Genomic DNA, 23365 nt, shown 5'->3' with positions numbered 1-23365 from the left:
GATGAAAACGTTGAAACGGGTCGGTGCTGCAGTGGGCCATATGGAGCTAGACGACGTCAACACCATCACGGTTCTCGGTGCGGGGAACATGGGCCACGGGATCGCCGAGGTCGCCGCGATCGCGGGCTACGACGTCTACATGCGCGACATCAAGGAGGAGTTCGTGCAGAACGGCTACGACCAGATCGAGTGGAGCCTCGGGAAGCTCGCGGAACAGGACCAACTCTCCGAGGAGGAGGCCGACGCCGCCCTCGATCGCGTGACGCCCGTCGTCGACATGGAGGAGGCCTGCTCGGGAACGGACTTCCTCATCGAGGCGGTCCCCGAGCAGATGGACATCAAGAAGGACGTCTACGAGGAGGTCTCGGAGTACGCGCCCGAACACGCGATGTTCACGACCAACACCTCGAGCCTCTCGATCACCGAGCTCTCGGAGGTGACCGAGCGTCCCGAGCGCTTCTGTGGGATGCATTTCTTCAACCCGCCCGTACGCATGCCGCTCGTCGAGGTCATCTCCGGCGCCCACACCGCCGATGAGACCCTCGAGCTGACCGAGGAGCTCGCCGAGGACCTCGATAAGACCCCTGTTCGCGTTCACAAGGACAGCCCCGGGTTCATCGTCAACCGGATCCTCGTGCCCCTGATGAACGAGGCGACCTGGCTGGTCCACGACGACGTGGCCACCGTCGCCGAGGTCGATTCGACCGCGAAGTTCGACATCGGGCTGCCGATGGGTACCTTCGAGCTCGCCGATCAGGTGGGCGTCGACGTCAGCTACCACGTGCTCGACTACATGCACGAGACGCTAGGCGAGGCCTACGAGCCCTGCCCGCTGCTCGTCGAGAAGGTCGAGAACGAAGAGCTCGGGAAGAAGACCGGGAAGGGGTTCTACGACTACGAGGATGGCGGCGTCGACATCCCCACCGACGCCGGCAGCGAGGAGGTCGAACGACGGCTGCTCGCTGTGATGGCGAACGAAGCCGCCAAGCTCATCGGTAACGACGTCGCCGAGGCCAACGCCATCGACGAGGCGGTCATGCTCGGCGGCGGGTTCCCGGACGGGCCCGTGAAGATGGCCGACGACTTCGGCATCGAGGCGCTGTACGAGACCCTCGAGGAGCTCCACCAGGAGTCGGGCGAGGCACGCTACGAGCCCGTGGACTATCTGCGGGATCGCGCGGAGGAGGGCGGCTTCCACGAACAGGACACCGGTAGCGGAGTGGAAGAGGGATACGACTACGACGCCATCGAGGTCGAGATCGACGACCGGGTCGCCCGCATCGTCATCGATCGTCCCCATCGCATGAACACCATCACGACCGCCATGCTCGAGGAGCTCGAGGACGCCCTCGACCGGCTCACCGAGGGTGGCGAGGCGCGGGCGATCCTCCTCACGGGCGCCGGCGACCGTGCGTTCTCTACCGGCTTCGACGCGTCGTCGGCGTCGGCCGAGGACGGCATCGAGGCCGCGGAGGTATCGCGGTTCGGCCAGCACGTGTTCGGCCGGCTCGAGGAGGTCCCGATGCCCGTCCTCGCCGCGATCGACGGCTACTGTCTCGGCGGCGGAATGGAACTCGCAGCCTGTGCGGACCTGCGCATCGCCAGCGAGCGCGCCCGGTTCGGCCAACCGGAGCACAACCTCGGGCTGATGCCCGGATGGGGTGGCACCCAGCGTCTCCCACGAATCGTCGGCGAGGGTCGAGCGAAGGAGATCATCTTCACCGCACGCAACGACTACGACCCGGAGACGATGCGCGACTACGGCTTCGTGAACGAGGTCGTCGACGCCGACGGGTTCGAGGAGCGCGCCCGGGAGCTCGTCAAGGAACTCGCCTCGGGTCCGCCGATCGCCCAGCGGTACACGAAGCGTGCCGTGCTCGCCGGCCGCGACGACATCGACGCCGGCCTCGAGTTCGAGGCGAGCTCGTTCGGTCACCTGTTCACGACGGACGACTTCATGGAGGGGTTGTCGGCCTTCCAGGGCGACCGGGAGCCCGAGTTCGAGGGCGAGTAGGGCGAAACGGAACGTTTAAACGAATCTGACGGGAACCGTAGGATGCAGCGCTCGGTTGGTGTAGTCCGGCCAATCATATTGGCCTTTCGAGCCGATGACCGGGGTTCAAATCCCCGACCGAGCATGTTTTCAAGCGAACGAAGTGAGCGCGAAAACACGCACAGCGAGGGATTTGAGCAGACGGAGGTTCCGGCCGCAGGCCGGGTTCTCGGACGAGTTCAAATCCCCGACCGAGCATTTCCCTTCTGCAGTTTTCTGCCATGGATAACCAGAAGTAAATCCGCCATGGCACCATCCGATTCGACTCGACGGAACGACCTTCCGAACAGCATCCCCGTCCTGAGGCAGCGGTTGTTCCATGGGCCAGGATGGGCTACGGCCGATCGAGGAAGAGGGTGAGGTGGCTGACGATGGTCCGGCTCTCCAGTCCGCCTGCCAGTGCGCCAGAGAGGACGCCGATGGTACTGATGAACGCGCCCGTCCGGACGAGATCAACGAATCCCACCGCTGGATCTTCTAAGCTCGGCCAGTTGGACATTAGATTCGGCGGGAAGACGACCATCTCGATGACGAGAATGATCACCCACACGAGCATGAACAGGCCGAGCATCGCCAAAACGAGGACGAGAAAGACCGTAACATTGACCAGAGCCGTGTGCTCGGTGACGATCTGGTGTTGCTTTCGTGGGAAGGAAAGGTTCTGAGCGAACAGGAGGTAGACGGCAGCAATGAGGATACTCATAGCCGCGAACAGTCCCGCAGTCACGTTATCCATATGAAAGCCGACGTCCCAGGACTCGGCACTAAAGACGATGACGAGCGTCGGTGCCACCGCCGCCGTCGACAGTTTCGGTAAGGAGAGCGGCAGCAAGGGTGCCCGACTGTTGATGAGCGCCTGCAGAATTCGCCCAGGGTTCTGGACGGCACTTCTCGCGTGGAAGGCAAGCCGCGCTAGCGATCCTCGAGGGTGGGTCTCGACCGCAGGAATCTCTCTAGCGATTCGATGGAGGACTGTCTCGACGTCTGCGTCGATCGGTGGGACATCTCGCCGTTCCGAAACGAACTGGAACGGTTCCATGACGCCACTATCGGCGTCGCGGTGACGAGCGCCGAGCACGTGTCCGACGAGGTGGACTAGTAGTGTCGCTGCGTTCCAGCGGACAGCCTCGTGATCGAGCGAGCGTCGTGGCTCGCCGCGGGGCGCGCTCCGCAGGTTTCGCGTCGAGAGAACAGTGACACGCGAGAGCGGTGATGCTAGACCGGGGACGAATCGCTCCCTGCTCGATACGAGGGGGACATCCGTCACCACAACGACCAGATCGTACGGGCCCTCGACCATCCGGTGGGTGGCCCGATCGAGGAACTCCGATGGCCGGCGCCGGTCGTGGTCAGGGAGCCGCGCAGGATCTTCGAGATAGAACCGCCACGTAACGTCGGTGGCCGATGCCAGTTCATCGACTGCGTCCTCGGCCGCCCGCGCAGCAAATGACTGGAGTCGATCCGGGTCCGTCCCTGGAGCGTGCGCGATGAACACCCCAACATCGACCTGCAGGTCACTCGACCCCTCGCATTCGGCCGCCACCAGTGCGCGACCCTCGCGTTGGCCCGATCGGGAAGTGCTCATCACGGTCGCAGTCCATTGCGAACGACCTTAATGGCGGGGAAGACCACATCCCGTGCCGACGCCAGGTTCGATAGTCGGGATAGCGGCATGGACGACATCCGCTCCAGCGATGTCCGTAACCAGCTATCGTAGCTCTACATTCGGTTGCTACTTGCGGTATCGTCTTTCACCTGCTTCCGTTCATGGGCGGCACGGACCTCATCGATCGACTCGCTCGCGACGAGCCGATCGACTTTGCGTTCGAACTCTGCTTCAGTGATCTCCCCATCCACATACTGTTGCTTCAGATCAGCGAGTGCCTGCTCAGCCTGCTCGTCCGCCGACGGTTTCGGCGGTGAGAGGAAATCCGACAGTCCGAGAATTCGAAATGGAGGATACGTCTGTTCGACCCGCTCTACGAGCGTTGCGATCCGTTCGATTCGCAGGATTGACACATTCTGGACGATGATCCAGAGCAGGCTAATACCGGAGAGTGTCAGCAGGACGACTGAGAAAACGACGCTCACGAGAACGGGGACGGCGACATCGAATAGGATTGCTACGAGTGGCGTCCCATTCGTTAACCCCGAGTGTACGATCCCTCCGTGGTTACGGACTCGAGAGAACGAACGTCTAAGGCCGAGTCTGCGCTACGAAGAGCGTCCTAAGCGAACTCCCGTCTAACTGCTTCCGCTGCGATCTCGGGATCTCCACCCAGCTCGTTGATGGATAGCCAGCCTCACGCGTGTGACTCTCGTATAGCAGCGTACTGAATGGTCACGAGTGGCAGCCCGAGAACGTAGATGCGCTGGTTCGCGAGGACATCGGCCCCGTTTCGAGCATCGGTACGAGTCGAGACTGCGGAATCCCGGACCGGTGAAACGCGAAACTCCTGGCCAGCCGGGAGTTTGAACGCCCCCAGACTGGTATGAAGATACAGCCCACCGGTAGGAGAGTCGGTCGTGAGGGAGACGCCCTCGCCATAGTGATCCATTCGGAGGACGGTAGCGAGATTCGTGCTCGGCAACGGGACCGCGATATTGACGAATCGCTCGTCGTCTTCGACGTAACTGGCGTAGATCGCGACGAACACACCCTCTCCAGTCTCGGTGTCCGTGCGAATCCACACCCGTGGTTCATCTCGTGGATCGGTCGACGCTGCCGACTCGGCCAGTGTAAACAGATCGCTAGAAACACGCTTCGAGTCGCCACCGGGACCTGGGAGGTTCAGTTGCTCGATCCGACCGGTCCACCGACTAGCTAAGCCCGCGCCGAGCGAGTAGGGGAAGTGCCACGTTGCGGTGATCGTCATCTCGAAGGTAGCCGTCTGCTCGTAGAGGGCGCGTACATCAGGATGAACGGCATCTGGATCAAATCCGGGGCGGGCGTAGTCCTCCAGAGAACTCATTTCACCGGAGACTCGATCGCCACGAACACCGGTGCGTTCTGGCCACGTTGGATCGATATGACGATCGCCGTGAAGAGAGGAGAGAGGGATATCACGCGTGCTACGGCGGGCCCATCCGAGAGCGCTGCCAGCAGCTATACCGAGAGCGCTAAGGCCTACTGTCACCGCACGAACCGACGTCTTCCACACGAGTAGCGTAACGATCCCTCCGAAGTTAAACCTCCTCGGTATCGAACTCCGTTGGACGGAGGTACTGGTCGATCTCCAGGTACGACTGGGACGGCTGAAGCTACTGCTCCACGTTACGACGTCGTTCACCGCCCGGCCTCACTTCGGCTGCACTTCGTTGGTTATCTAGCAACTACCACGAGTTACCGACTACGGCCGTTCGTACGCTGCTCACTGATCTAATCGAGCGATAGAAACGGACGTCACTTCATCTCGAAGTCCAAACTCACCATGGCGGTCAGCTCGGGAGTACAAACGGTGTGAGCCATTCACGTCTCGAACTCACTTCAAGACCTCAAGAGCTACGGCGTCGTCCGATCAGTTACATCAACGTCGTGAAGCAACCCAGAGAGTAACTTCATCCGTTTCGTATACTGGGCTATGACGGCAGAAACAGACGAGGTTCGGGTATGGCTAGTTGAGCGTGGTTACAACGACCGTGATCTAATCATTCTCAAATACGCGACGCCCAGCGGAGAGAAAGTCTTCCAGAAAGAGGTCGCCTCACAAGCGCTCGATACGGTGACTGCCGCGAAGACCGTTGCTCCCGACAATCTCGCGTCCGTTGATGACCCGGACGTGCGGGAACGATACGCTACTGAAGTCGAGCGAATGAAAGAGAAACACGAACCAGACGATCCGGTATGATCACGGTTATCGAACGCCGAGGTCAGTAGCATTCTACCCGATCTCCCGGTGAGCGAACGGTTCTCGAGAACGCTTCCCGAACAAGCCGGAGTGAGCCGTTTCTAGAACACGAGACAGCCTGATCGGGATCGGTGGGTCCCATTCTGGCCAACGCCCGGCACGCCTCTCCGACATCTCGGGTTGAACGCGGAACGATACTTGTGGAGATTCCCCGTGGCAACGATCGTTTTGCACTGTCGATGGTCTGAATAGTGGGTGTCTTGAACAGCGAGGGGCCGACGGTCGATGTTCTCGGCAGTGTAGCCACTGCACCTAGGCCGATCCCGGTGCTCTAACGATTACGGTATCATCGACTGACCTCACGCTGCTGGTCAGGTGTTCTCATGCACCAACGCTTTTCCGTTAAACGTAGATTGCTGTGTTGGACGTTACCATGAGAATACAGATCCTTAACGACGATCGACTGTACGAACGAACCCTCGATCGACTGTTATCGATGAACAGTATCGAAAACGCTCAGAAAGATTTTTACGAAGGTGTTACCTAATTGAATGGAGTGATTGGATGATTCGCCACGGTTTTCCTCGCCCGCAACACCGGTCACAAGTCCGGTCCTTAGCCGTCATTGCTCGACCGGATGATCGTTCGTTTGCCGTCGCCAAACGTGTGCATCGACATGCCGTACTCTCGTCTACCAGCCGGAGTCGGTGACGAATGGCCGAGTACGAAGCTATCACAGACGTGGGTGGGACGCTCGTCACGATGCTCCGCGATCGGATGGGCGACTTGATATCGCGGGAGAAGGAGATCGCACTCGTTTCGCCGGGTGACGTCGGGTCGGGTGACGACATTCGACTCAGCCTTTTCCTATTCCGAGTTGCCGAGGACGGCCACCGCAAGAACGTCGAGCGACGTATGGTCAGTCCAGAGAGAGTCCGTAACTCGCCGCTTGAACTGGATCTCCACTACCTGCTCACCGCTCATCCCTCGAAGGGGAGCGGTGATCCGACCTCGACGACGAAGGAACAGCACAGCGTCCTGGGGCGGGCGATGCAGGTCCTCCACGATACCCCCGTCCTACGTGGATCGGATCTCACGGGCAGTCTCGCCGGCAGCCAGGAGTTCCGCGTACTGCAGGACCCAAAACCGACGGATGAGATCCTGAATATCTGGAATACGTTCGCCGAGAAACCGTACCAACCGTCGGTCTCGTATCTCGTCACGCCTATCACCATTGAATCCACCCGTGAGCGGACTACCGCCCGCGTCCGAGAACGAACTGTCGAGGAGTACACGCGTACCGGTCGGGGAAACCCGCATGAGTGATCGAGTCGATTTTCTAAAGGTCGGCAGTACCACTACACGGTTGACCGTTGCCGTGGAACTCATCGATACGTTCACCGGAGAGCAACCGGAAGAGAGACTCTCGGTCAGTGCAGCGGACGTCGACACGGTGCCGGCAAGGAATCCAAGCGGGTTTCATCTCTTCTTGGATCTCCCGAACGATCCGCTAACCGTCGTCGTCGACGGTGGGGACGGATATTTCGACCTGAAGGAGACGATCGATCCGACGGAACTCGACCCGCCCGCAGTCCAGCTCGACGTGACGCCGTCGCCGGGCTATCGCTTCCCCTCGGGGGCAACTCTCCTCCGTGGGTTCGTCGTTGACGACTCCGAGGACCAGGTCGAGAGTGCTACCGTCTCGATTCGCGACACCGACGAAGAGACCGTGACGGACGAGAACGGTGAGTTTGTTCTATTCATCAAAAACATAACTCCAGCAGATGTCCACCGGACTGACGATGGAACCAGATTGATCCGGATCGACGGCGACGATCCGGAAATTCACGTGGCTCACCCGAACCACGGGAGCACGACGGTACGCCAGCCTCTGGAAGAAGGATCGATTACTAGATATAATATTGTACTTGGGTGATTTTAATATAATATCTAGTTGACCGTTACAGGAATTGTTATATAGATAACCATTGTGAACTAGTACCATGACCGGACCGACCGGTTGGGAGAGGCACATATGCCGGAATATCATGCGCCGGGCGTATACGTAGAGGAAGTCGAACGGGGGCCAAAACCCATCGAGGGTGTCAGCACCAGTACGGCTGGATTCCTTGGAGAGACGGAGCGAGGTCGTACCGGCGCACGGCTCGTCACCAGTTTCCCGGAGTTCAGACGGAAGTACGGCGGCTTCGTAGAGAATCGGTATCTCGCGTACGCCGTCGAGGGGTTCTTCAGCAACGGCGGCGGGAGGTGTTACGTCGGTCGCGTCACCGCAGCGACCGATGTCGCCACAGCGACCCTCCTCGACGCCGAGGACGAGAACGTACTCGAGGTTACCGCAGTCGGCCCCGGGTCGTGGGGTGGCAACGTCGCCGTGATCGTCGAGGACGCGACGCTGTTCAAACAAGACGAAAACCAGCTCTTCAAGCTCACCGTCCAGTACTGGACCGAGATGGAGGATGCACCGGATGACGCTACTGATGCAGAGATCGTCGCCCTGCAAGACGATCCCGACCACGAGAAAGTGTACGACAACCTCTCGCCTGACGAGTCCTCCAGTGACTACTACGAAACACGGCTCAACGATATCTCCGATTACGTTACGGTCGGTAGAAAGGGGCTTGGTCGACCAGTCAACGAGACCTCACTGCTGACCGTCTCTGACGACGACGGCACCGTTACCGTCGATCACTACAAAGGTGTTGACACGCCGGGGGAACGAACGGGGCTCGCAGCCTTCGAGGCGATAGACGGAATCTCCATTGTCTGTGCTCCGGACCAAGCCATTCCCGCACTGTTTGATCTGACCGAGGAACTCATCACGCACTGTGAGAACCTGACCGACCGATTCGCAGTCATCCAAGCCAAGCAGAACGCCGGTCCGACCGGAAGTCTCGCCCCTCCTCACGACAGCTCGTATGCCGCGTTCTACTATCCCTGGATCAGGATCCGGGATCCCGTAACGAACAATCCGAAGCTCGTTCCTGCCGGGGGTCACATCACCGGTATCTACGCACGGAGCGACGTACGGAAAGGAGTTCACAAGGCGCCGGCGAACGAGGTCGTCCGCGGCGCCCAGGAGCTCCAACTGTCGATCACCAAGGAGGAACAGGCCGTCCTCAATCCGAAGGGCGTCAACTGTATCCGGAGCTTCCCCGGTCGAGGGATCCGTCTCTGGGGCGCTCGAACCATGTCCAGTGACCCTGAGTGGAAGTACGTGAACGTCCGCCGGCTCTTCATCTACCTTAGGGGCTCCATCGATAGGGGTACCCAGTGGGTGGTGTTCGAAAACAACGACGAGCGGCTCTGGGCTCGAGTGCGCCAGACGATCACTAACTTCCTGACTCGCGTCTGGGAGGACGGTGCGCTCATGGGAACCACGCCGGAGGAAGCGTTCTTCGTGAAGTGTGATCGGTCGACCATGACCCAAGACGACATCGACAACGGTCGTCTGATCTGTGAGATCGGGGTCGCCCCCGTCAAACCTGCGGAGTTCGTCATCTTCCGGATCTCACAGTCGACCGGTGGTGCGGAGGCCTAACAGAGGACACCAATGCCAGACAGACACGGCCCATATCGGAACGTCAGGTACCTGCTCGAGATCGACGGCATCGCCATAGCGGGGTTCAGTCAGTGTACGCTCCCCGAAAACTCGACAGAGGCCGTCGAATACAGGGAGGGAACCGACCCACCGACAGTTCGGAAGCTGTGGAGTCTCAACTCCTACGGTACCTTGACGCTTGAGCGCGGTACCAGCGAGGACTCTATAGCGCTGTTCGAGTGGCGCCGGCTCGTAGAACAGGGGAACGTCGACGCCGCTCGACGGAACATCGCTGTCGTGGTCCTCGACGAGGAGGGCGAACCCGGTCCGCGCTGGGAGTTCAGAGCGGCCTGGCCCACCCAGTACGACGGCCCGGACCTGGACGCCTCCGGTAACGAGATCGCCATCGAATCCCTGGAAATCGACCACGAAGGCATGGAGCGAACCGCGTGACGGGCGAGCAGCGACCCCCGAGCGACGGCATGCGATTGCCGGACGAACACTCCTCGACAGCGCAGACGGTACAGTCAACGCTGCAGACCGAGTTCGAGTTTATCCTGCCGCGGGGATACGTGGACGACGAGGGGACATGCCATACGGAGGGCCGGATGCGGCTCGCGTCCGCGGCCGACGAGATCAAGCCCCTCACCGATCCACGCGTTCAGTCCAACGAGTCGTACCTCACCGTCATCCTGCTGTCACGAGTCGTGACGAGCCTGGGGTCGCTGCCGGAGGTCACTCCGGCGATCGTCGAGGACTTGTTCGTTTCCGACCTAGCGTACCTTCAGGACCTCTACGAGCGGATCAACGCGCGGACCGCGAACGCGGTTGACGCGGTCTGCCCGGAGTGCGGCGAGAACTTCGCGGTTGCGGTGGGCCCGGAGACGGGTTCGCCCGCCGACTCAACGGCGACCCCGGAGCTGAAGACGGGAAACTCGACGGAATGACGGGTGGCTATCCAATCGGTCGGCTCTACCGGGAGGTCGCGTTCGTCGCCTATCACTTCAACTGGGGACACGACGACGTGCTCGCGATGCCACACTGGGAGCGGCAACGCTGGTGTGAGGAGATCAGCAGGATCAACGAACGGATGGACGAGGAGCATCGCTGATGGCAGCCGGCGAACGGACGGATCCGTACCTCGGGTTCAGGTTCCTCGTCGAACTCGACTCGCTCGTTGTCGCGGGGTTCGCGTCGGTGTCCGGTCTCGAGGTCGGCCTGTCGACCGAGGACTACGAGGAGGGCGGGGTGAACACTCACACGCACACGCTCCCGAAGCGTTTCGAGTACCCCGACATCGTCCTAGAACGTGGCCTGACGGACTCCTCGGAGCTGCTCGAATGGGTTCAGGAGGTGCGGGACGGGACGGTCCGGCGGCGGAGCGGCCGGATCGTACTGCTCGATGCCGCCGGTGCCGAGTCGTGGGGGTGGGAGTTCTTGGACGCCTACCCCGTGGCGTGGAGCGGACCGGAACTCGACGCTGACCAGTCCGACGTCGCGATCGAGCGTCTCGAACTCACCCACCGCGGCCTCTCGAAAATGGAGGGGCTGCCGTAGATGTCGCCCTCGACCGACGTGGACGGCCGGCCGACCGCGAGGCCATACGCCGACGCCCTCGAGCACCTCGAGGACGAACTCGGTCGGCTCGACGTCCTGTTGCGGATGCACCTCGAGTCGTTATGGGGTGATGACGGAGCCACCCCCGACGGGATGCGGAAAATGTTCGTCTCCGACGAGGAAGTGGCGAGCCTCCTCGCAGTGCTCATTCGAGACGATCAGCGTGACTCCGTGACCGCCGGACCCGGCGAACCCGATGGGGGTCTCGAGGGTCATCGCGGTCAACCCGTGACAAGCGAGCGCGGGCGTCTCGACCGTGGCCGCGATCCTCATCCCGGGCTCGTGCAGGCGCTCGACGAGCGTACCGATGCGATCAACGCCCGGCAGGCTACGACCGCGCGGGCCGGCTCGGAACTCCGACTGCGGACGCTCGTCGACCGGTTCGATCTCGAGGCGCGACACGTCGACGCACTGCTCGTTGCGCTCGCACCCGAGTTCGACCGGAAATACGAGCGGATCTACGGCTACCTCGAGGACGACGTTACCCAGACACGGCCGACCATCGGGCTGGCACTCGCCGTCCTCGAGTATACCGAGACGGACCGTCTGGCCGCCCGCGAGGTCTTCTCGCGGCACTCGCCGCTGCGTCGTCATCGGCTTGTCCGGCTCGCCGGCGACGAGCGTGCGCCCTACGCCGCCCGGACCGTCGCCGTCGAAGAGCGCGTCGTGGCGTTCCTGCTCGGTACCGACGTCGTGGCAACCGAACTCTCCAACACGGCCGACGTCCGGACCCCGTCGGCGTCGATCGACGACCTACTCGTCGACGAGTCGGCGGCCGCGAGGCTCGCCGAACTGGAACGCGCCCAGGCGGTAACCGCCACCGAGGACGGCTCGCCGCCCCACCAGCTATCGGACGCCGACGAATCTGAGTGCGGCCGACGGCTCCTGATCGCGTCCCTTCACGGACCGCCCGGCGTCGGAAAGTCGACGGCGGCCGGGGCGCTGGCGGCAGCCGCCGGGCGGTCGATCCTTCGGATCGACGCGAGCATGCTCGCCAAACCGGACTACTGGGAGACGGTTCGGCTGCTCGAGCGCGAAGCGATGTTGCAAGCGGCCGCATTGCAGGTCGAAGACGTCAACTCGCTTTGCGATCGCGACGACGTCGACCTCGGAGCGCTCGTTCGCACCCTCGACGGTTTCTCGGGCGACGTCTTCTTGCTCGGGGTGGGCCCGCTCTCGCTCGACCCATCGCTACGACTCGCCCGTCACGAGTTCGAGTCGATCCACCTCCCGATGCCGTCCTACGAACTCCGGCGCTCACGGTGGCGCGAGGTGACCGAGCTCTCCTCGGACGTGGACCCGGACGCACTCGCGGCTACGTTCCGGCTCACCAGCGGTCAGATCGACGACGCCGTCGCGGCGGCCAAGACGCTCTCGGATGGTTCGGCTCTCGACGCAGCGGCCATCCACGAGGGCTGCCGGCGCCAGACGACGAAGGAGCTGGGATCGCTGGCCCGGAAGATCGAGACCGGCTACGGCTGGGACGACATCGTCCTCCCTCCGGAGACGATGCGGCAGTTGCGCGACGTCGCGGCCCACGTCACCAGGCGGGGCCGGGTGTACGTCGACTGGGGATTCGCCGAGAAGTTCTCCCGCGGAAACGGGCTCAACGTCCTGTTCAGCGGTCCGTCCGGGACGGGAAAGACGATGGCCGCCGAGATCATCGCGGCGGAGACCGGACTCGACCTCTACAAAGTCGACCTCGCGAACGTGGTGAGCAAGTACATCGGCGAGACCGAGAAGAACCTCGGCCGGATCTTCGACGAGGCGACCGACAGCAATGCCATCTTACTGTTCGACGAGGCGGACGCTCTCTTCGGTGAGCGCTCGGAGGTCTCCGACGCTCACGACCGGTATGCGAACATCGAGGTGAACTACCTCCTTCAACGCGTGGAGGAACACGAGGGACTGGTCGTTCTCACGACGAACTTCGATCAGAACATCGACGACGCGTTCCGCAGGCGGATCCACGTCTGCATCGACTTCCCGCTCCCCGATAAGCGGTCGCGAGCGGCGATCTGGCGGAACGTGTTCCCGAACGCTACGCCGCTCGGCGACCTGGACTACGAGTTTCTCTCCACGCTCGAAATCGCCGGGGGTAGCATCAGGAACGTCGCACTGACCGCCGCATTCCTCGCGGCCAACGGCGACGACCGCGTCGAGATGGAACACATCGTTACGGCGGCGAAACGCGAGTTCGAGAAGACCGGGAAGCTCTCGCCTCCGGAACGGTTCGGCGAGTACAGTAGGTGTGTGGGTGAATCGCGATGAACGACGGCGCCGAACCGAGGGCATCCACCCTCGAACACGAAATCGACGCGGTGGTCCGCCGTATCGGCGTGCTCCGATCGATGTCGGGACCAGATGCGGTCTGGCGAACGATCGACCCGTCGTGGATCCACCGCGTGGTCCACGACGAGACCGTTCAGCCGGGTGTCCGTCGCTCGTTCTCCGGGGTGTTGCAGTCGCTGGTCGGCACCCGAGTCGCAGCGTTCCCGAGGCTGACGCTTCCAGCCGTTCGCGCGGCGCTCGGTGCGCCGGTAGCGTCCGACTCCAAAGCCAGCCTCCATGCGCGAGGGAGCGCTAGACCGAGTCCAGCATCGGAATCGGATACACGCGCCGGAGACCGGCGCTCCCCGCTCGAGACGCGAACGGTACTAACGGACGTCCCCGATCCACGGACGCAGGACGACTCAAGCGGTGACGACGGTCGTCTGGAGGTCACAGGGTCGCAGAGCGGCGATCCCGACTTGTCCGGTCGGCGATCCGGTGGTCCGGCCAGTTCGACGGAGGCGAGCGATCGGCCCTGGGACGGCAAGCCCTCGTTGTCGGTCTTGCGGCCGACCGGCGCCAACGCGGAACGCGCAGTCGATTCCGTCAGTCGGGTTTCCGAGCTGGCAGCTTCGACCTCGTTCGACGAACCCCTCGCCGACGAGGCGGTTCGGGACCGATCGAAGTCCGACACCGGTTCGACCGCACTGGCGCGAGGCGACAATCGAACCCGGGGTCGAGGGTCGGCGTCGCCCTTTACCGTCCTCGAGCCGCCGAAGACGACGGTAGCCGCCGTCTCTCGGTCGGCCCGGCCGATCGACTCGCGCCAGCGCGGTCGGCGTTCAACCGCCGACCCTCGCGGACGTAACGGGGCAACGGCGCCAGCCTCGAACGCTGTCCGCTCGGTGCCGGTACGGGTGCGGAGGCCACGATCGTCCACCGAACCAGGCACCGATCGCGACGGGCAGCGAGATCGCACCCCACTTCCGGGAGCATCGAAGCCCCCCCGTGAGTCCGAATCCAATGGCGCTCCCAGTGGTCGGCACGATTCGACTACCGGTTCGGACGCGGGGGAGGGGAGGTTGCCTGCGTTGACCGTCCGTCGGACCGGTTCCGGTGCTGGCGCGGACGGATCGGCGCGCAGCCGTCGGGGCGCCCAGGACACGGCCTCGAGAACGGCAGCGACGACTCGAGACGCCCCTCTAGGACGAGATGCTGGGCACGGACGCGCCGAGTTGGTGACCCGCCCCGACGCCGGTGCCCGCGCGGAGTCCTCTGCTCGACGACGAGGAGACGACGCCGCGATCCTACAGGGGTCACCGACCGAGCGCGCCAGGCTCGTTGACCGCCTCTACCGCGAGCTGGAGCGAAAGTTCCGGATCGAGGACGAACGGAGGGGACGCTGAGATGGTCGGTCGGGCGACGGAGTCGACCTTGAAGAAAGCCCTGATTCAGGTTCTCGACGAACGGGAGTCGACGACCGCCGAGATACCGGTGCTGTTCAATCCCACCGAGTACAGCATCGACAAACAGGTGACGTACAGCGACCAGAGCCTCCCTGGGCTGGGGTCGCCGATCACCCAATTCGTCAGCGGCGACGCCGAGACCCTCTCGATGGAGCTGTTCTTCGACACCTACGAGGCGGGCACGGACGTCAGAGACCATACCGATCGAATCGACGGGTTGCTCCGGGTCGACGAGGAGCGCCACGCGCCGCCCGTGTGCCGATTCGCGTGGGGGAGCCTGGTGTTCACGGCCGTCCTCGAGAGCGCCTCGACGACGTTCACGATGTTCCTCCCCGAGGGGACGCCGGTTCGCGCCCGGATCGACGTCACGTTCAAAGCGTACACGAGGCCGGGTGAGGAGACGACCGCTGCACCGCGCCAGTCCGCCGACCGGACGAAGGTCTGGGAGGTGACGGGCGACGACACGCTTTGGACGATCGCTGCCGCGGTGTACGGCGACCCGACGCGGTGGCGGTCGATCGCGACCGCCAACGACATCGAGAACCCCCGGTCGCTGCCCAGCGACCGTGAGCTGATCGTGCCGCCGCTGGAAGGGACGCGATGACTCCGGAGGTGGCTCCATGAGCCTCGCGGCGTTCCGGCAGAAGTACGACGATTTCTACGCGCCGCGGTTCCGCGTTCGGGTCGGCGACGACGAGATCAGGGAGTCGGACGGCGTGATCTCGGACCTGTCAGTAGACTCGATCCTCGACGGTGCCGACCGGTTCACGTTCGTCGAGACGGGTGGGTTCGACCGCGCGGCACGCCGGTTCACGAGCGTCGACTGGGATCGGTTGCGTCCGGAGACGCCGATCCGGATCCGACTCGGCTACGGGAACGTACAGGAGCCGGTCTTCGCGGGACGCATACAGTCTATCCGCCCGGAGTTCCCAGCTAACGGCGAGCCGACCGTCGAGGTGAGCGGCTACGGCATGCTCCACGATCTGACTCGGGGGACGAACTCCCGATCCTGGGACGAGTCGAGTGATGCCGACATCGCCCGCGAGATCGCCTCGGAGTACGCGTTCGACCGCGTCGTCGTCGACGAGACGGGCCGGCCGCGACCAAAGGTCATTCAGGACGACCAAAGCGACTACGAGTTCCTACGCGAGCTCGCCGATCGGAACGGGTTCGAACTCTTCGCCGACCGGGAGACGCTGTACTTCCGGGCACCGAAGCGAGAGCAATCCCCCGAGCTCACGCTGGAGTACGGCGACTCGCTGGTCTCGTTCTCGCCAGAGTTCAACGAGGCCGATCAGGTTGGTACCGTCGAGGTGCGCCACTGGGACCCGAGCGCGAAGCGGGAGATCGTCGGGTCGGCCGATCGCGACGGGGGGACCGGGACGAGGGTCGTCCGCGTTCCGGTGGCCTCACGCGACGAGGCGGAGGCGGCCGCGGCCGCGGCACTCGAGCGGCTGTCGGCCGAACTGATCGAGGGAAGCGGCGACACCGTGGGGCTGCCGGAGCTCCGCGCGGGAACGACGGTTCGACTCGAGGGACTCGGCGAGATGTTCACCAGGACCTACTACGTGATACGATCGACGCACAGGATCGGCACTTCCGGCTACGAGACGGGATTCGAAGTCACGGAGCGTGTGCTATGAGCTTCTCGAACGGTAGCCCCGGAGAAGCCGGTCAAACGATCCCCGGCGTCGTCGCCGGGATCGTCACCGACAATCGGGACCCCCAGGGAATGGGCCGGGTGAAGCTACGGTTCCCGTGGCGGACGGCTAACGACGAGAGCGACTGGGCGCGGATCGCGGTCCCGATGGCCGGCCCGGATAGGGGGACGTTCTTCCTGCCGGAGGTCGGCGACGAGGTCCTCGTCGCCTTCGAGGACGGCGATATCCACCACCCCTACGTCGTCGGCGCGCTGTGGAACGGCGAGGATACACCTCCGGCCGATAACGCCGACGGGAACAACGACGTCCGGACGATCCGCTCGCGACGCGGCCACGAGGTCGTCCTCGATGATGGCGAGAACGGGGGTCGGCTCGAACTCGCGACGGCGGGCGGCCGAACGATCGTCCTCGACGACTCGTCGGGGGGCGAGAAGATCACCGTCGACGACGGTAAGAGTACCATCGAACTGGACGGGACGTCGGGGACCGTGTCTGTGTCGGGCGGGACGAAGGTCGCCATTGAGGCGACGACGCTCGAACTGAGCGGCACGTCGATCTCGATCGACGCCGACGGTCCCCTTTCCCTTCAGGGATCGATAGTGAACATCAACTGACACAGACAATGCCACCAGCAGCCAGAGTCACAGACCAGACCGCGCACGGAACGCCACTCGGCCCGGGCCCCGGGAGTCCGAACGTCCTCATCGGCGGCCTTCCGGCCTGGCGAGCCAGCATCGACTTCCACGCCTGCCCACTGTCGTCGGGTCCGGCGCCGCACGCCGGCGGCCCGACTCAGCCGGGCAGCCCGACAGTCCTGATCAACGGCCTGCCGGCTGCACGGACGGGCGACACCATCGCGGAAGCCGGCCCGCCGAACTCCATCGTCGGGGGTACGCCGACGGTCATCATCGGGTGAGTATCGTGGAACGAGACTACCTCGGAACCGGCTGGCAGTTCCCGGTGCGGCCGAACCGACGGGGCGAGATCGAACAGTCGAGCGGCGTCGACGACATCGAGGGGGCAATACGGATCGTCCTCGGTACCGCAAAGGGCGAACGCATCATGCGCCCGGAGTTCGGCTGCGGTATCCACGAGTACGTGTTCACGTCGATGAACGCGACGGTGCGCACCCTCATCGAGACGGCCGTCGAGGACGCGCTCGTCAAGTGGGAGCCCCGAATCGAGGTGTCGAACGTCGAGGCCCCGCAAACGGTTCGGGACGACGGAGTGCTCCCGATACGCCTCGATTACCGAGTGCGACAGAGCAACACTGAGCACAACCTCGTGTATCCGTTCTACCTCACGGAGGGGCGGCGTGAGTGACTCGAATCCGGAGGGTGTCCGTGTCTGAGGATCCGGTCGTCGACGGCCGGCGCCGCGAGCAACTCCGGACGCACGCCGAGTCGCTGGCTCCGTACTACACCGAGTCGTGGGACCCGAACTCCGACGATTTCGGGGCGGCGATGATAGCCCTGTTCGCCGACCTCGCATCGGAGGTAACCGAGCGACTGAACCGGGTGCCCGAGAAACACCGTGTTGGGTTCTTCGACTCGCTGGGATTCACCCGGCGGCCCCCGCAGTCGGCGAGGCTTCCGCTCACCTTTGCGGTGGATAACGACCTCGGGGAGAACGTACCGATCCCAGCGAAGACCCGGGCCGTCGCGTCCGCGATGGACGCCAGGCCGGAGCAGACCTTCCAAATCCCGGCCGACGGCGGGTTCGAGGCGACGCCGGCGGCCGTCGATCTAGCGTACTCCGTCGACCCGCTCGGCGACCGGATCTTCGACGCCCGGTCGGCAGCCGTCGACCACGAGGACGCCGTGATCTTTGGCGGCGAAGACCACCAGCGACACGAACTGTACATCGGGGACTCCGACGGGCTACGGGTCGATCCGGGATCGACGATCGGCGTCGCGATCGAGACGGTGGCGGCCGTCGACGTCTTGAAGGACCGGCTGGTCTGGGAGTACTACGGCGAGAAGGCCCGCGACGGCGAGACGACCGAGGATTGGCACGCCTTCGAGGGGCGCTTTATCGGAGACGACCGAGGTAACGCCGTGCGGATTGACCTCCGGCTCCCGGCGAGCGGGACGCTCACGGAAACCGAGGTCGACGGCGTCGAGACCCACTGGATCCGGTGTCGACTTCCCGGCGGCGTCCCGCCGACCAGCCCGTTCGATCTCACGGTTGCCTCGATTGCGGTTGGGCCGATCCAGTCCCCGGCAGGGTCGCCGCCGAAGGCGATGCGGTACAACGACGTTCCGCTCCCGGTCGAGATCAACGGTGAGGGAGTGCTCCCGTTCGGCGAGTCCCCACAACGGCTCGACGCGTTCTACGTCGCATCCTCCGAGGCGTTCAGCAAGCGCGACGAGCGAGTCGAACTCCGTTTCGATGCCGTGGCCGACATCGATACGAGCGTGACTGATCCACGGCTCTCCTGGGAGTACTGGAACGGCGCCAGCTGGACGCGGATCGCCGGAGTCGGTGATACGACGAACCGGCTTCGGACCGACGGCGCAGTTGCCTTCCCCATCCCTTCCGACCTCTCGCCGACGACGGTCGCCGGCCAGGAGAGTCACTGGATCCGCGTTCGGCTCGTCGGCGGTCACTACGGAACGCCGAAGTTCGAACCCAACGACGACGGGACTTGGTCGCAAGTCGACGACGTAACGCCGCCGCGCTTCAACTCGGTGACCATCTCATTCGACCCGGCGGCGCCGCCGCTGGGCCGCCCGGAGCGGCTCATAGCGCACAACAATCTCGCATTCGGCGAGAACCTCACTAAGCGCGGTTCCGGATCGTTCCGACCGTTCACTGGGCTTCCCGACACGTCCCAGACGTTCTATCTCGGTTTCGACGGGCCGCTCCGCGACGGGCCGATCAACCTGCTGTTCGAGCTCGCCGACGTCGAATACCCGTCAGCGTTTTACCCGCGGATCAGATGGGAATACTGTCGTTCCCCCGACCGCGACGAGTGGGCCCGACTGGACGCCACCGATGAGACTGAGAGCCTGACCCGTCGAGGGATCGTCGGCATCGGCTTTCCCGAGGAGACCATCGCCTTCGAGCGGTTCGGTCGGACTCGGCACTGGATCCGCGCTCGGGTAACCGGCGACGAGTTCACCCCCGCCCCCGTGCGGGCGTCGACCGAGACGGAAGCCATCGTCGTCAGCGAGATCTACCCGGTCCGCGAGCTCGTCGAGGTCACGAACCGCAGCGACGCTGCGATCGACCTCACGGGATATCGAATCGACTTCGAGTACAACCAGCCGACGGTACAGATCAGAGCGTTCCCCGAGGGGACGACGCTCCAGGCCGGCGAGTCGCTCCTCGTCGCGACCGGAACGAAATCGATCGGTCCCGCCGACCTGCGCTTCGACTACCGGCGGCATGTCCTCAACCGCGGCGATCCCGACGTGGTCGCGATCCTGGCGCCGGACGACGGACCGATCGCCAGACAAACGTATCGCCCGCGAACGGAGACAGCGCCGATACGCCCCGGGTCGGTGCTGGCCGACCGACTTGAAGCCGGACGGGAGGCCGAGCGACGAGGGACGATCCCCTCCGTCTCGTCGATGACCCCCTTCGTCGACGAACTGGAGGCGACGCGCGGCCAAGCGCCGTGTCCGCCCGCCTGTCTAGAGACGCTCACTACCGTCCCCCCGACGGGTCGGCCGGAGCGCACCGCACCCCGCCTCTACGGGCTCTACCCGAATGCGGGCTGGTCGTACAACGTTCGTCCGATCGAAGACGAGATCGTCGGCTCCAGCGACGGTGCTCCCGGCCAGACGTTCACCGTGTCATCGCCACCGTTCATCGAGGGTGAAGTCTGGATCGACGAACGTACCGCGCTCTCTGAGGGGGCCCGTGAACGTCTCGAGGGGGACCCGACCGACGAGACCGAGCGAGTGAACGGTCGCGGTGACGAACTGGAGGCCTTCTGGGTCCGGTGGCGCCGGATCGATAACTTCCTCGAGACCGGGGACGATGACCGGGTGTACGCACTCGACCCGACCGTTGGCGAGCTCACGTTCGGGGACGGCGTCGGCGGCCGAATCCCACCGCGTGGTCGGGACAACGTCGCGGTGACCTACCGGACTGGCGGCGGCGAGGCGGGTAACGTCGAACGTGGGACGGTGACCGATCTGTCCAGTTCGATCCCGTTCGTCGACGAGGTGTCCAACCCGTTGCCGGGAGACGGCGGTACCGACGCGGAGTCGATGAACGACGTCCTCTCGCGTGCGCCCAGGGAACTCAGAGACCGTGGCCGCGCGGTGACAGTGGCCGACGTCGAGCGAGTCGCGTCGGCGTCGTCACGGAAGCTCGCGCGGACGAAGTGCATCTCCGGTATGGACGAGGACGGCGGGCGGGCTCCGGGGTGGGTCACGCTCGTGATCGTCCCCCGCGAACAGCAGCGACGCCCCGTTCCGTCGACGGAGACGAAACAGCAGGTGCGGGCAGCGATGCGGAAGCGGGCGCCAGCGACGCTGTTCGAACCTGATCGCCTGGTGGTCCGGGGACCAAGCTACGTCGAAGTGACGGTCAACACGACGCTCGCGGCCGGCGTCGTTGAGAGCATCGCAGTGCTCGAGGCCCGTGTGACCGCCGCGCTTGAGGGGTTCCTCCACCCCTTGACCGGTCGGACCAGCGGCGAGGGTTGGGCGTTCGGTACGGTGCCGTGTCTCTCGGACGTTTACGCACTGCTCGAAGGGATCGACGGCGTCGACCACGTCGAGGATCTCTCGGTGACGCTCGCCGGCAACGACACCGACGTCTCACTGACGGCGGGACAGCCGGCGCCGACCGTTTCGCCCGACACCCTCGTGTTCAGTGGAACCCACGAGGTTGCGGCGCGAGGAGGGCGCTAGATGGGCCTGGACGTCCCCAACCTCGACGACCGGAACTTCGACTCGCTCGTTGAGGACTCCACGAAACGGATCCCGGTGTACTCAGAGGAGTGGACCAACCACAACGCCCACGACCCCGGAATCACCATCCTAGAGCTGCTCGCGTGGATCACCGAGTCGGACATCTATCGGCTGAACCGCCTCGGTGATGCCCACGTCAGGAAGTACCTGCAGCTAATGGGGGCCGAGGCTACCCCGGTGCCGCCGACGCCGGCGTCAACGCGCCTGCTGCTCGACCCTCCGGATGTGCTTGACGGCACCCGGATCTCGGTCGGAGAGTCGCTCGTGGTCGACGACGGGTCGGCATCGCCCAAGCGCTTCGAGACGACGGCGCCGATCACACTGACGACCGCGCAGATCGCGACGATCATGACGGAACACAGCCGTGGGCGCGTCGACAACACGAACGCCAACCGAACCGAGGGGATCTACTTCCACCCGTTCGGTGAGGAAGCGCGGCGAGGAAGCACTACCTACCTCGGGTTCGACGGTGACCCGTTTGGCGCGGCCGACGTCCTACAGATCGCGGTCGAGTACCACGAGGACGACCTGCCGGCGCCGGCGTCCCACGGGGACGAGGCATCGACGTTCGAGCCGTCCGTCTCGGTCACCTGGGAGCACTGCACCAACTACGACGAGTGGTACCGCAACGACGTCTGGATCGAGGTCCACATTTCCGAGGACGGCACGAACGACACCGAGGACACCACTGACGACCTCTACCGCGGCGGATCGATCACCCTGGAACGGCCGTCGGAGTGGATCGAGGAGCCGGCGGCGATCCTTGATGAGGACCGAGCGCTGTTCTGGCTGCGCGCGACCGTGGAGGAGCCAGGGTACGAGGTACCTCCACAACTCGACACGATCGCTCTGAACGTCGTCGAAGCCGAACACAGGGCTCGGGTCGTCGAGTTGACTCCTCTCGAGCGGGCCGACGGCGCCACCGCGACATCAGCCCGACCCGGGCAGACGTTCGTCTTCGATGAGCAACCGATCCTCTCAGCTCGGCTCCTCGTCGGGGGCACGAAGTGGCAGCAAGTCGAACACTTCGACGCTTCGGGTCCCGACGACCGTCACTACGTCCTCGATCGCTCGCGCGGCGAGGTCCGGTTCGGCGACAACGTGCGGGGGTCGGTGCCGGCGGCGGGCCAGTCGGTCGTCGCCGAAGCGTACACTTGCGGCGGCGGGACGGCGGGGAACGTCCAGCCGTCGGCGTCCTGGCGGTTCGAACGTCCCGAACTCGGCGGTCCCAACGGCTCCGCTGGTCTCGGCGTCGAGCCACTCGTCCCGCCCGCCGGCGGCACCGACGCAGAGTCCGTCGAGGCTGCACTGATCCGATTGCAGCGCGACCGACGGACGCCGTATCGCGCGGTCGCTCCCGCGGATTACCGCGCAGTGGCGACGAGTACGCCCGGCCTCCGGTTCGGGCGTGCGGCGACGGTGGTCGACCGCGAGGACCCCCTCGAGGACTGCGAACCGCACAACACGGTCCGCGTGGTGGTTGTCCCGTTCAGCAAACTCGACCGACCGATCCCGAGTCGGGGGTTTCTGAGAGCGGTCGAACGCCACCTGGAGGAACACCGCCTCCTCACGGACCGAATAGCGGTCGAACCGCCGACGTACGTCGGGATCAGCGTCTCGGCGGAGATCGAGCTCCGGTCGGGATACTCCGAGCAGGGGCGATCGAGCGCCGTCACATCAGCTCTCAACGAGTTCTTACACCCCTTGCGCGGCTTCGACGGCGACGGGTGGCCCTTCGGTCGACCGGTGTACCCCTCGGAGCTGTACGAGACGATCGAGGGCGTTGAGGGCGTCGAGTGCGCTCGCGCGCTCTCCATCGCCGCCAGCGGTACGTTCGAGACCGACCCGGACGGCACCGTCCTGATCGGTGACGGATCCGAGGGACGGCCGCTCAGCCTCGTGTACCCGAAGTCCCACCAGATCGCCGTCGCGCCAGATCGGACGGACTGCGGAGGTACCTGA

The 23365-nt window shown here is 64.2% G+C and carries 20 protein-coding genes, 1 tRNA gene and 1 pseudogene; 19 read left to right on the top strand and 3 right to left on the bottom strand.

All coding sequences use genetic code 11. From position 1 onward, the window contains the following. Positions 1-40: 40 nt before the first annotated feature. Both V0Z78_RS08220 and V0Z78_RS08215 read left to right on the top strand, forming a co-directional pair. Positions 41-2014 carry a 3-hydroxyacyl-CoA dehydrogenase/enoyl-CoA hydratase family protein gene (locus V0Z78_RS08220; RefSeq protein WP_336344147.1) on the top strand — a complete coding sequence of 658 codons (1974 nt, stop codon included), beginning with the start codon at positions 41-43 and terminating at the stop codon, positions 2012-2014. A 49-nt stretch (positions 2015-2063) separates the two neighbouring features. Further along, positions 2064-2138, top strand: a tRNA-Glu gene (locus V0Z78_RS08215). A gap of 249 nt (positions 2139-2387) precedes the next feature. Here V0Z78_RS08215 and V0Z78_RS08210 read toward each other — a convergent pair. From V0Z78_RS08210 to V0Z78_RS08200, 3 genes are all read right to left on the bottom strand, one after another. Then, the gene (locus tag V0Z78_RS08210) at positions 2388-3596 is read right to left on the bottom strand and encodes a hypothetical protein (protein WP_336344146.1); all 1209 of its coding nucleotides are present in this window, start codon (positions 3594-3596) and stop codon (positions 2388-2390) included. 176 nt (positions 3597-3772) lie between these two features. After that, complete coding sequence (locus tag V0Z78_RS08205; RefSeq protein WP_336344145.1) at positions 3773-4144, bottom strand: SHOCT domain-containing protein; 372 nt, start codon at positions 4142-4144, stop codon at positions 3773-3775. 212 nt (positions 4145-4356) lie between these two features. Continuing rightward, entirely contained in the window at positions 4357-5025 is a 669-nt protein-coding gene (locus V0Z78_RS08200) for a hypothetical protein (protein WP_336344144.1), read from the bottom strand. 609 nt (positions 5026-5634) lie between these two features. Between V0Z78_RS08200 and V0Z78_RS08195 the strand changes: the two genes are divergently transcribed. From V0Z78_RS08195 to V0Z78_RS08115, 17 genes and pseudogenes are all read left to right on the top strand, one after another. Then, positions 5635-5901, top strand: coding sequence for a hypothetical protein (locus V0Z78_RS08195; protein WP_336344143.1), 267 nt, complete (start codon positions 5635-5637; stop codon positions 5899-5901). Between the two features lie 714 nt (positions 5902-6615). Then, a complete protein-coding gene (locus V0Z78_RS08190; protein WP_336344142.1) occupies positions 6616-7227 on the top strand; it encodes a DUF4255 domain-containing protein in 612 nt (203 codons plus the stop codon). Beyond that, positions 7220-7837, top strand: coding sequence for a hypothetical protein (locus V0Z78_RS08185; RefSeq protein WP_336344141.1), 618 nt, complete (start codon positions 7220-7222; stop codon positions 7835-7837). Before V0Z78_RS08190 ends, V0Z78_RS08185 begins: the two co-directional genes overlap by 8 nt. Before the next feature lie 99 nt (positions 7838-7936). After that, on the top strand, positions 7937-9460 hold the full coding sequence (locus V0Z78_RS08180) for a phage tail sheath family protein (RefSeq protein WP_336344140.1): 1524 nt from the start codon (positions 7937-7939) through the stop codon (positions 9458-9460). Between the two features lie 12 nt (positions 9461-9472). Beyond that, complete coding sequence (locus tag V0Z78_RS08175) at positions 9473-9913, top strand: phage tail protein (RefSeq protein ID WP_336344139.1); 441 nt, start codon at positions 9473-9475, stop codon at positions 9911-9913. Between the two features lie 29 nt (positions 9914-9942). Next, entirely contained in the window at positions 9943-10407 is a 465-nt protein-coding gene (locus tag V0Z78_RS08170; protein ID WP_409338728.1) for a hypothetical protein, read from the top strand. Beyond that, positions 10404-10559: pseudogene (locus tag V0Z78_RS08165) on the top strand (DUF6760 family protein); the annotation flags it as partial. The gene V0Z78_RS08170 and the pseudogene V0Z78_RS08165, both read left to right, overlap by 4 nt. 11 nt (positions 10560-10570) lie before the next feature. Further along, positions 10571-11017, top strand: a complete 447-nt coding sequence (locus V0Z78_RS08160; RefSeq protein ID WP_336344136.1) for a phage tail protein — start codon at positions 10571-10573, stop codon at positions 11015-11017. Beyond that, positions 11018-13348 (top strand): AAA family ATPase, encoded by a 2331-nt coding sequence (locus tag V0Z78_RS08155; RefSeq protein ID WP_336344135.1) that lies wholly within the window; start codon positions 11018-11020, stop codon positions 13346-13348. A gap of 1238 nt (positions 13349-14586) precedes the next feature. After that, on the top strand, positions 14587-14754 hold the full coding sequence (locus tag V0Z78_RS08150; protein WP_336344134.1) for a hypothetical protein: 168 nt from the start codon (positions 14587-14589) through the stop codon (positions 14752-14754). Position 14755: 1 nt separating this feature from the next. After that, positions 14756-15418 (top strand): CIS tube protein, encoded by a 663-nt coding sequence (locus V0Z78_RS08145; RefSeq protein WP_336344133.1) that lies wholly within the window; start codon positions 14756-14758, stop codon positions 15416-15418. Positions 15419-15434: 16 nt separating this feature from the next. After that, a complete protein-coding gene (locus V0Z78_RS08140; RefSeq protein WP_336344132.1) occupies positions 15435-16457 on the top strand; it encodes a phage late control D family protein in 1023 nt (340 codons plus the stop codon). Continuing rightward, the gene (locus V0Z78_RS08135) at positions 16454-17089 is read left to right on the top strand and encodes a phage baseplate assembly protein V (protein WP_336344131.1); all 636 of its coding nucleotides are present in this window, start codon (positions 16454-16456) and stop codon (positions 17087-17089) included. The genes V0Z78_RS08140 and V0Z78_RS08135 overlap by 4 nt, the downstream gene beginning before the upstream one ends. A gap of 8 nt (positions 17090-17097) precedes the next feature. Continuing rightward, positions 17098-17391 (top strand): PAAR domain-containing protein, encoded by a 294-nt coding sequence (locus V0Z78_RS08130; RefSeq protein ID WP_336344130.1) that lies wholly within the window; start codon positions 17098-17100, stop codon positions 17389-17391. 5 nt (positions 17392-17396) lie between these two features. Continuing rightward, positions 17397-17798, top strand: coding sequence for a GPW/gp25 family protein (locus V0Z78_RS08125; RefSeq protein ID WP_336344129.1), 402 nt, complete (start codon positions 17397-17399; stop codon positions 17796-17798). 20 nt (positions 17799-17818) lie between these two features. Next, positions 17819-21343 carry a putative baseplate assembly protein gene (locus V0Z78_RS08120; protein WP_336344128.1) on the top strand — a complete coding sequence of 1175 codons (3525 nt, stop codon included), beginning with the start codon at positions 17819-17821 and terminating at the stop codon, positions 21341-21343. Continuing rightward, positions 21344-23365, top strand: coding sequence for a putative baseplate assembly protein (locus V0Z78_RS08115; protein ID WP_336344127.1), 2022 nt, complete (start codon positions 21344-21346; stop codon positions 23363-23365).

Source organism: Halalkalicoccus sp. CG83, from assembly GCF_037081715.1.
In the GTDB taxonomy this organism is placed as follows: Archaea; Halobacteriota; Halobacteria; order Halobacteriales; family Halalkalicoccaceae; genus Halalkalicoccus; species Halalkalicoccus ordinarius.
The sequence above is the reverse complement of the archived record's forward strand: the minus strand, read 5'-3'. Positions and strand labels throughout refer to the sequence as shown.

What these genes read in the sequence shown, in the direction of transcription:
- V0Z78_RS08170 (WP_409338728.1), top strand. Translation starts at nt 9,943, where the DNA reads ATGCGATTGCCGGACGAACACTCCTCGACAGCGCAGACGGTACAGTCA.
- V0Z78_RS08130 (WP_336344130.1), top strand. Translation starts at nt 17,098, where the DNA reads ATGCCACCAGCAGCCAGAGTCACAGACCAGACCGCGCACGGAACGCCA.
- V0Z78_RS08195 (WP_336344143.1), top strand. Translation starts at nt 5,635, where the DNA reads ATGACGGCAGAAACAGACGAGGTTCGGGTATGGCTAGTTGAGCGTGGT.
- V0Z78_RS08115 (WP_336344127.1), top strand. Translation starts at nt 21,344, where the DNA reads ATGGGCCTGGACGTCCCCAACCTCGACGACCGGAACTTCGACTCGCTC.
- V0Z78_RS08200 (WP_336344144.1), bottom strand. Translation starts at nt 5,025, where the DNA reads ATGAGTTCTCTGGAGGACTACGCCCGCCCCGGATTTGATCCAGATGCC.
- V0Z78_RS08185 (WP_336344141.1), top strand. Translation starts at nt 7,220, where the DNA reads ATGAGTGATCGAGTCGATTTTCTAAAGGTCGGCAGTACCACTACACGG.
- V0Z78_RS08175 (WP_336344139.1), top strand. Translation starts at nt 9,473, where the DNA reads ATGCCAGACAGACACGGCCCATATCGGAACGTCAGGTACCTGCTCGAG.
- V0Z78_RS08140 (WP_336344132.1), top strand. Translation starts at nt 15,435, where the DNA reads ATGAGCCTCGCGGCGTTCCGGCAGAAGTACGACGATTTCTACGCGCCG.
- V0Z78_RS08155 (WP_336344135.1), top strand. Translation starts at nt 11,018, where the DNA reads ATGTCGCCCTCGACCGACGTGGACGGCCGGCCGACCGCGAGGCCATAC.
- V0Z78_RS08180 (WP_336344140.1), top strand. Translation starts at nt 7,937, where the DNA reads ATGCCGGAATATCATGCGCCGGGCGTATACGTAGAGGAAGTCGAACGG.
- V0Z78_RS08145 (WP_336344133.1), top strand. Translation starts at nt 14,756, where the DNA reads ATGGTCGGTCGGGCGACGGAGTCGACCTTGAAGAAAGCCCTGATTCAG.
- V0Z78_RS08220 (WP_336344147.1), top strand. Translation starts at nt 41, where the DNA reads ATGGAGCTAGACGACGTCAACACCATCACGGTTCTCGGTGCGGGGAAC.
- V0Z78_RS08190 (WP_336344142.1), top strand. Translation starts at nt 6,616, where the DNA reads ATGGCCGAGTACGAAGCTATCACAGACGTGGGTGGGACGCTCGTCACG.
- V0Z78_RS08135 (WP_336344131.1), top strand. Translation starts at nt 16,454, where the DNA reads ATGAGCTTCTCGAACGGTAGCCCCGGAGAAGCCGGTCAAACGATCCCC.
- V0Z78_RS08160 (WP_336344136.1), top strand. Translation starts at nt 10,571, where the DNA reads ATGGCAGCCGGCGAACGGACGGATCCGTACCTCGGGTTCAGGTTCCTC.